The sequence below is a fragment of the Patulibacter medicamentivorans genome, assembly GCF_000240225.1.
Taxonomy (GTDB): domain Bacteria; phylum Actinomycetota; class Thermoleophilia; order Solirubrobacterales; family Solirubrobacteraceae; genus Patulibacter; species Patulibacter medicamentivorans.
On record NZ_AGUD01000268.1, the window covers coordinates 1 to 6,767 of the forward strand.

8 protein-coding genes and 1 pseudogene are annotated in these 6,767 nt (G+C 75.8%); 6 read left to right on the top strand and 3 right to left on the bottom strand.

The window, feature by feature from the left end; genetic code table 11:
• Nucleotides 1-497 (top strand): PucR family transcriptional regulator (locus PAI11_RS19095; protein WP_170320756.1); only part of this gene is annotated, 497 nt, incomplete at its 5' end.
• Between the two features lie 5 nt (nucleotides 498-502).
• Here PAI11_RS19095 and PAI11_RS19100 read toward each other — a convergent pair.
• The gene (locus PAI11_RS19100) at nucleotides 503-2,059 is read right to left on the bottom strand and encodes a flavin-containing monooxygenase (RefSeq protein WP_007577863.1); all 1,557 of its coding nucleotides are present in this window, start codon (nucleotides 2,057-2,059) and stop codon (nucleotides 503-505) included.
• A gap of 152 nt (nucleotides 2,060-2,211) precedes the next feature.
• Between PAI11_RS19100 and PAI11_RS19105 the strand changes: the two genes are divergently transcribed.
• Nucleotides 2,212-3,204, top strand: coding sequence for a lipase family alpha/beta hydrolase (locus PAI11_RS19105; protein WP_007577864.1), 993 nt, complete (start codon nucleotides 2,212-2,214; stop codon nucleotides 3,202-3,204).
• A 19-nt stretch (nucleotides 3,205-3,223) separates the two neighbouring features.
• Here PAI11_RS19105 and PAI11_RS19110 read toward each other — a convergent pair whose 3' ends face one another.
• Nucleotides 3,224-4,018 carry a fumarylacetoacetate hydrolase family protein gene (locus PAI11_RS19110; protein ID WP_007577865.1) on the bottom strand — a complete coding sequence of 265 codons (795 nt, stop codon included), beginning with the start codon at nucleotides 4,016-4,018 and terminating at the stop codon, nucleotides 3,224-3,226.
• Between the two features lie 94 nt (nucleotides 4,019-4,112).
• Between PAI11_RS19110 and PAI11_RS19115 the strand changes: the two genes are divergently transcribed.
• Nucleotides 4,113-4,655: a YqgE/AlgH family protein gene (locus PAI11_RS19115; protein ID WP_050897323.1), complete on the top strand. Its 543-nt coding sequence runs from the start codon at nucleotides 4,113-4,115 to the stop codon at nucleotides 4,653-4,655.
• Nucleotides 4,656-4,668: 13 nt separating this feature from the next.
• Here the strand turns inward: PAI11_RS19115 and PAI11_RS19120 are convergent, their stop codons facing one another.
• On the bottom strand, nucleotides 4,669-4,986 hold the full coding sequence (locus tag PAI11_RS19120; protein ID WP_007577867.1) for a hypothetical protein: 318 nt from the start codon (nucleotides 4,984-4,986) through the stop codon (nucleotides 4,669-4,671).
• Nucleotides 4,987-5,019: 33 nt separating this feature from the next.
• Here PAI11_RS19120 and PAI11_RS19125 point away from each other — a divergent pair, with 33 nt between their 5' ends.
• The 3 genes and pseudogenes from PAI11_RS19125 to PAI11_RS19135 form a co-directional block, all read left to right on the top strand.
• The gene (locus PAI11_RS19125) at nucleotides 5,020-5,490 is read left to right on the top strand and encodes a hypothetical protein (RefSeq protein WP_040601008.1); all 471 of its coding nucleotides are present in this window, start codon (nucleotides 5,020-5,022) and stop codon (nucleotides 5,488-5,490) included.
• A 58-nt stretch (nucleotides 5,491-5,548) separates the two neighbouring features.
• Entirely contained in the window at nucleotides 5,549-6,295 is a 747-nt protein-coding gene (locus tag PAI11_RS19130; RefSeq protein WP_040601009.1) for a hypothetical protein, read from the top strand.
• Nucleotides 6,296-6,348: 53 nt separating this feature from the next.
• Nucleotides 6,349-6,767: pseudogene (locus PAI11_RS19135) on the top strand (hypothetical protein); the annotation flags it as partial.

Here is a 6,767-nt window from a genome sequence, read left to right on the forward strand (position 1 = left end):
CCTGGGTCGGGGCCGGCGAGGCACCCGACCGCGACGCGCTCGCCGGCGCCGTGCGGGTGCCCGAGGACGCGACCGGTGTGCGGCTCGCGGTCGGCGGACCGGGGCGCGGGCTGGACGGCTTCCGGCGCAGCCACCGCGAGGCCCAGCACGCCCGCCGGGTCGCGAGCCTGGCCGGCGTCGAGGAGCCGGTCACCCACTTCCGGGACGTCGCCGCCGCGGCGTTGGCGAGCGTCGACCTGGAGGGCGCGCGCGAGCTGGTCGCCGACCAGCTCGGCCCGCTGCTGGCCTCGCCCGAGGGCCGCGAGCTGGTCACGACGCTGCGGGTCTACCTGCAGGAGCAGGGGCGCCCGCGTCGCGCCGCCGCCCGCCTCGGCGTGCACGAGAACACGATCGCCAACCGGGCGCGGAGGATCGAGGACCTGCTCGGGCGCCCGATCGACGACCGCGTCACCGAGCTGCTGCTGGCGGCGACGCTGGCGCCGCTGCTCGACGGCTGAGCGGCTCAGTCGCCGGCCGCGCCGGCCAGCTCGCGCGCGGCGCCCGGGGCCGGGTTCGGCGCCACGAACCGGAAGTCGGCCGGGTCCAGCTGACGGGTCCGGCGGCGGTACTCGACGACCTGGGCGGGCCAGTTGTTGGCGTTGCGCCCGTTCTCGTCGACGTACCAGCTCTCGCAGCCGGTCTGCCAGACCGTGCCGGACAGCCGCTCCTGGACCTCGCGGTCGAAGGCGTCGAGCGCGTCCTCGCGCACGTCGAGGTAGCCGCCGCCGCGCGCCGCCAGCCGCTGGAGCGCGTCGACGACGTAGTTCGCCTGGCTCTCGATCATGTAGATGATCGAGCCGGCCCCGAGGTTCGTGTTCGGGCCGTAGGTCAGGAACATGTTCGGGAAGCCCGACACCGTCAGGCCGAGGTGCGCCCGCTCGCCGCCGGCCCAGGCCTCGTTCAGCTCGCGGCCCGCGAGCCCGCGGACCTCCATCGGCGCGACGAAGTCCTTGGTCCGGAAGCCGGTGCCGTAGATGATCACGTCGGCGTCGCGCTCGACCCCGCTGGTGGCCGACACCAGCCCGCTGGCGGTCACCTCGCGGACGCCCTCGGGGATCACCTCGACGTTCGGCCGCGAGACCGCCTCGTAGTAGTTCTCGCTGAAGAGCACCCGCTTGCAGCCGAACTCGTAGTCCGGCGTGAGGATCCGTCGCAGCTGCGGGTCCGCGACCTGGCGCTCCAGGTAGCGCAGGCAGAGCTTCTTGAACGGCGCGGTGATCCAGGCGCCCTTGACCATCCCGGCGGTGCCGATCTCGCCGAAGGCGAACCACCCGAGGCGCTCGGCGCGCTGGATCAGCGGCAGCGCCCGGAAGAGCTTGTGGTGGCGCTCGGAGTAGTGGGCCTGGAGCCGCGGCATGATGTACGGCGCCGAGCGCTGGTAGACCGTCAGCTGGGCGACCTGGGGAGCGATCCGAGGGATGAACTGGATCGCGCTGGCCCCGGTCCCCACGACCGCCACCCGCTTGCCGGTGAGGTCGATGTCGTGGTTCCAGCGGGCGCTGTGGAACGCCTCGCCGGCGAAGCGGTCGATCCCGTCGATCGACGGGTAGGCCGGCTCGCTCAGCTGACCGCAGGCGGGGATCAGGACGTCGGCCTCGTGGACCTGGCCGCCGACCTCGAGCCGCCAGCGGCCCGTCGCCTCGTCGAAGGCGGCCCGCTCGACCGTCGCGTTCAGCCGCAGGTGCGGGCCGAGGCCGAAGCGCTCCACGCAGCCCTCGATGTAGTCGAGGATCGCCGGCTGCTCGGAGTAGCGGTTGGGCCAGTCCTGGTTGGGCGCGAACGAGTACGAGTAGAGCGGCGAGGGGACGTCGCAGGCCGCGCCCGGGTAGGTGTTGTCGCGCCACACCCCGCCGACGCCGGCGGCCCGGTCGAAGATCGTCAGGTTGCCGAAGCCGGCCTGCTTCAGCCGGATCGCCATCCCGACGCCGCCGAAGCCGGCGCCGACGATCGCGATCGACGGGCCTGCCGTCGTGGTGGCGCGTCCGTTCGACGCGATCGAGGGCTGCGCGGGGCTCGACATCGGCGACAGCTTCGCGGGTCCCCGGGCGACCGTGGGTGTGGACTGGCCACAACCGCCGGGAAACCCCGCTCACGCGGCCACAACGGCGGGGCTACTCTCTGGTAGGTTGACGCCGTCCGTGGTGGCCGCCGCGGACGGGAGAGGAGCAGCCGATGCGTCGCCGTACCCGTACGTCCGTACTCGCCCTGGCGGTCGCGCTGACCGCCGCGATCACCCCCGGGATCGCCGCCGCCGACCCGGCGCCGACCGTGCCGCAGGCGACGCTCGACGCCGGCCTGCGCTGCAGCGCCGACCTCGACGGAGCGACTCGGACCCCGGTGCTGCTGGTGCCCGGGACCGGCGCCGACCCGAAGCAGAACTTCGACTGGACCTGGCGGCGCTCGCTCGCCGGCGCCGGGATCCCGGCCTGCACGATCGAGGTGCCTCGGCACTCGATGGGCGACATCCAGGTCGCCGCCGAGTACGTCGCCAACGCGATCCGCCGGATGCACGGCCGCGCCGGGCGGCCGATCGCGATCGTCGGCCACAGCCAGGGCGGGATGTCGCCGCGGCTGGCGCTGAAGTACTGGCCCGACACCCGGGCGATGGTCAGCGATCTGATCGGGATCGCGCCCAGCAACCACGGCACCGCCGCCGTCCTGCTGCTGAAGCCGCTCTGCAGCGTGCTCGGCTGCCCCGCGGCGCTCTGGCAGCAGAGCAGCGACTCGCGGCTGCTGCAGGCCCTCAATCGCGGCGGCGAGACCTTCCCCGGGATCGACTACACCGTCATCACCACCGACCTCGACGAGATCGTCCTGCCGTCGACCGCCGGCAACCTCGCCGCCGGGCCGAACGTCCGCAACGTCCGCGTCCAGTCGATCTGCCCCGGCCGGCTGGTCGAGCACCTCGGGATCGGGCTCTACGACAACGTCGCCCACGACCTGGCCCTCGACGCGATCACCCACCCCGGCCCGGCCGACCCGTCGCGGCTCGGCCCCGGCGTCTGCGGCCGGACCTTCATGCCCGGGACCTCGCAGAGCGACTTCGTCGGCAACCTGCTGCTGACCGCCGCCGTGCCGTTCCTGCTCAACCTCGTCCAGCAGACGACCGCCGCCGACCGCCTGACGCGCGAGCCGCCGCTGAAGCCGTGGGCGACCGCCGGCTGAGCGCCGGTCGGGGCGCCGCTCAGGCGATCGCGTGCTCGATCGTCCCGAGCCGCTCGATCTCCATCCGCACGACGTCGCCGGGCTGCAGGTAGACCGGCGGCGTCATCGCGTGGCCGACCCCGCTCGGCGTGCCGGTCAGGATCAGGTCGCCGGGCCGCAGCGTGATCGCCGCCGCGATGTGGGCGATCAGCGCGTCGACGCCGAAGATCAGGTCGGCGGTCGAGGCGTCCTGGCGCAGCTCGCCGTTGACCCAGCTGCGCAGCCGCAGCGCCTCGGGGTCGGGGACCTCGTCGGCGGTCGTGACCCAGGGGCCGAAGGGGCAGAAGCCGTCGGCGCCCTTGGCCCGCGCCCACTGGCCCTCGCGCTCCTGCAGGTCGCGGGCGCTGACGTCGTCGGCGACCGCGTAGCCGGCCGCCCCGATCCCGCCGCCGGCGACCCGCCCGAGGACGATCGCCAGCTCGACCTCGTAGTCCAGCCGCTCGGTCACCGCCGGCCGCCGGACCGGGTCGCGCGGGCCGCCGGCCGCAGTCGGCGGCATCGCGAAGACGATCGGCGCCGCCGGGACCTCGTTGCCGAGCTCGGCGGCGTGGTCGGCGTAGTTGCGGCCGATCCCGTAGATCGCTCGCGGGGCGTGCGGCGCCAGCAGCTCGACGGCGCCGAGCGCGAACCGCTCGCCGTCGGCGGGGCTGCGGTCGCCGGTCGCCAGCCGCTCCAGGACGGTGCTGCCGTCGGCCAGGGCGACCACCTCGTCCCCGACCACCTCGCCGCAGCGCGGGTCGGCGGAGGGAGCCGTGCGGAAGCGGGCCAGGCGCATGTCCCGAGGCTAGACCAGCGGTTCCGCGACCGGCGGCGGCCCGCGCGACCGGTGGCGGACCGCCGCGGACGGGAACCTGGCAGCATTCCCGGAGATGCCGCGCTGGCTGTCCGGGCAGCTCCTGGTTGCCTCCCCGACCATCAGCGATCCGCATTTCGCTCGAACGGTCGTGCTCGTCGTCGATCACGACGACGACGGCGCTCTCGGGATCGTCCTCAACCGCCCGACCGACACGGTGATCGAGGTCGCGGTCCCCGACCTCGCCGAGATGTTCGACGCCGACGAGGTCGTCCACGAGGGCGGCCCGGTCCAGCCCGAGGCGCTGCTGACGGTCGCCGAGTTCCGCGACCCGGCCGAGGCGGCGCTGCTGGTCCTGGGCCGGATCGGGATGGTCCGCGGCGACGACGACGCCGAGCGGCCGCTGGTCGACCGCGCCCGGGCCTACGCGGGCTACGCCGGCTGGGCTCCGGCCCAGCTCGAGCAGGAGCTCGAGGAGGACGACTGGCTGGTGCTGGACGCCCGGCCCGACGACCTCTTCCAGCCGGACGCGTCGCGGCTCTGGCACCTCGCGCTCGAGCGGCTCGGCGGCCCGTTCGCGCTGCTCGCGCACGTGCCCGAGGACCCGTCGGTCAACTGACCGCCCCGCCCGCTCAGCTGGGCGCGGCGTCCGGCTCCGGATCGTCGTCCTGCTCGGGATCGTGGACCGGCGCGCCCTCGCTGACCACGCGCGGCGCCGGGATCCGCGCCACCAGCGCGTCGCGACGGGCCCGCAGCGGGGTCGCCAGCGTCCCGAGCGTGCGGCGCCCGCGCTCGTCGAGGTCGCGCCAGCGCTCGCGCAGCCCATCGAGCTCGTGGTCGGCGGCGTCGAGCGCTTCGCGCGCCGTCTCCCAGGCCTGCTCCTCGACTGCCTCCTCGCCGCGACCGATCGCCTCGGAGACCGCGGCCAGCTGTTCCAGCGGGACGTCCATCGCGCCAGCCTACGTGGCGCGTAGCCTTGCGGCATGGCCCTCCGACGAACGATCGTGCTCGCGACCACCGGCGCCGCGCTCGCGCTGGCCGGCTGCGGTGGCGGTGGCGACCCGTCGCAGTTCGCCAAGGCGACCGATCGCACCTGCCGCGAGGTCGCCGCCGCGGTGACCACGCTGCGGCAGGACCTCGTCCGCCGCAGCGGCAGCAGCGAGGCGAGCGCCCTCCGCGGCGCGATCGACGGCTACGCCGGGCGCGTCGACCGCGCCGCCCAGGGCCTGTCCCAGGCCGACCCGCCGAGCGACGAGCGCGACTTCCGCGACGGGGCCGTCTCGCAGCTGCGCAAGCACGCGAAGCTGATGCGCGACGCCGCCGCGCGTGCCGCCAGGGGCCAGGTCCCGACCTCGCTCGCCGCGGAGCTGCAGCGGACCGGTCCGGCCGCGATGCCGAAGATCCCCAAGGGCGTGCTCGACGACGCACCCGCCTGCCGGGCCGCCGTCCGCTAGCCCGCCGGACCGGTGGCGGCGGCGCGGCGGCGGTGGCGCCCTCGATACCCTGGCCGGGATGACGGGGGTCGCCGATCGATGGCGCCGCGTGCCGGGCCCGAGGGTCGCGGCGACGGCGCTCCTGCTTGCCGTGGGGCTGGCCACCACCGGCTGCGGTGCCGGCTACGGCGAGCCGGTCTCCTCCGGCGACGACGGCGCCCAGCCGGCCGCCCAGACGCAGGCCAGCACCCCCGCCGGCACCCCGGGAGCGCCCGGTGCCACCAGCGGCACGACGACCGGCGGCGCCCCGGCGGGCGGCGGGCAGACCACCACCGGCTCCACGACCACCACCACGTCGACCGGCGGCCAGGGCTCCGGCAACCAGGGCGGCGGCAGCGACGCGGCCGCCGCGGCGCTGACCGCCTACGCCCAGGCGACCAACGGCTACTGCAGCGGGCTGACGGCCGCCGGCAACGCCTTCAACCAGGCTGCCAAGAACCTCGCCGGCGCGACCGGCGCCGCCGCCCTGCGCGGGGCCGGGCGCGGGATCGTCGCCTTCAGCGACTCGCTCAAGCGGGCGACGGCGGGCCTGCGCGCGGCGACGCCGCCGGCCGCCTACCGGCGCTTCCACAGCGCCACCCTGAACGCGGTCTCGAAGATGACGAGCGCCGTCGACGCCGCCCGCGGGCGGCTGCTGGCCGGCGACGCGGGCGCGATGCAGAGCGTCGGGACGAAGGTCTCGGGGCTCCAGTCCGCGAGCGGCAGCGTCCGCGTGCCCTCGGCGCTGGCCCGCAAGGCCCCCGCCTGCCGGGCGTTCGCCGGCTGAGCGGCGCACCCGGCGCCGCGCCGATGGCGCCTGGCCCCGTACGATCCCCGGCCATGTGGAGCTCGCCCACGAGGCGCTGGACCCTGGCCCTCGTCACGGCGACGGCGCTGGCCGCGAGCGGCTGCGGGGGCGACGGCAGCGACGACTACGCCGGCACCTGGAACGACGCCTGCCGCGACCTCTCGTCCGCCTACAAGGAGTTCCAGACCGCGATCGCGACGGCCGCCGACAGCTCGCCCGACGCCGGCGACGCCGCCGCCCGCGCCCCGCTCCCGGCGTCGGTCGTGGCGGCCGAGCTGCGCAAGCCGGCCCAGGCCCTGCGCAAGGCGCTCGACGGCCCGCTGTCGCGGGTCCGCGCCGCCGATCCGCCGCAGCGCTACGCGGCCTGGCACCGCCGGGCCCTGGGGCGGATCGCCGCCCAGACCGCGGTCCTAGACGACGGCGTCGCCCGGCTCGGCCGCGGCGACGGCGA

Coding starts and splice junctions, on each gene's coding strand:
- PAI11_RS19110 (WP_007577865.1), bottom strand. CDS start 4,018: ATGCGCCTGGCCCGCTTCCGCACGGCTCCCTCCGCCGACCCGCGCTGC.
- PAI11_RS19115 (WP_050897323.1), top strand. CDS start 4,113: ATGCCGCGCTGGCTGTCCGGGCAGCTCCTGGTTGCCTCCCCGACCATC.
- PAI11_RS19120 (WP_007577867.1), bottom strand. CDS start 4,986: ATGGACGTCCCGCTGGAACAGCTGGCCGCGGTCTCCGAGGCGATCGGT.
- PAI11_RS19105 (WP_007577864.1), top strand. CDS start 2,212: ATGCGTCGCCGTACCCGTACGTCCGTACTCGCCCTGGCGGTCGCGCTG.
- PAI11_RS19130 (WP_040601009.1), top strand. CDS start 5,549: ATGACGGGGGTCGCCGATCGATGGCGCCGCGTGCCGGGCCCGAGGGTC.
- PAI11_RS19100 (WP_007577863.1), bottom strand. CDS start 2,059: ATGTCGAGCCCCGCGCAGCCCTCGATCGCGTCGAACGGACGCGCCACC.
- PAI11_RS19125 (WP_040601008.1), top strand. CDS start 5,020: ATGGCCCTCCGACGAACGATCGTGCTCGCGACCACCGGCGCCGCGCTC.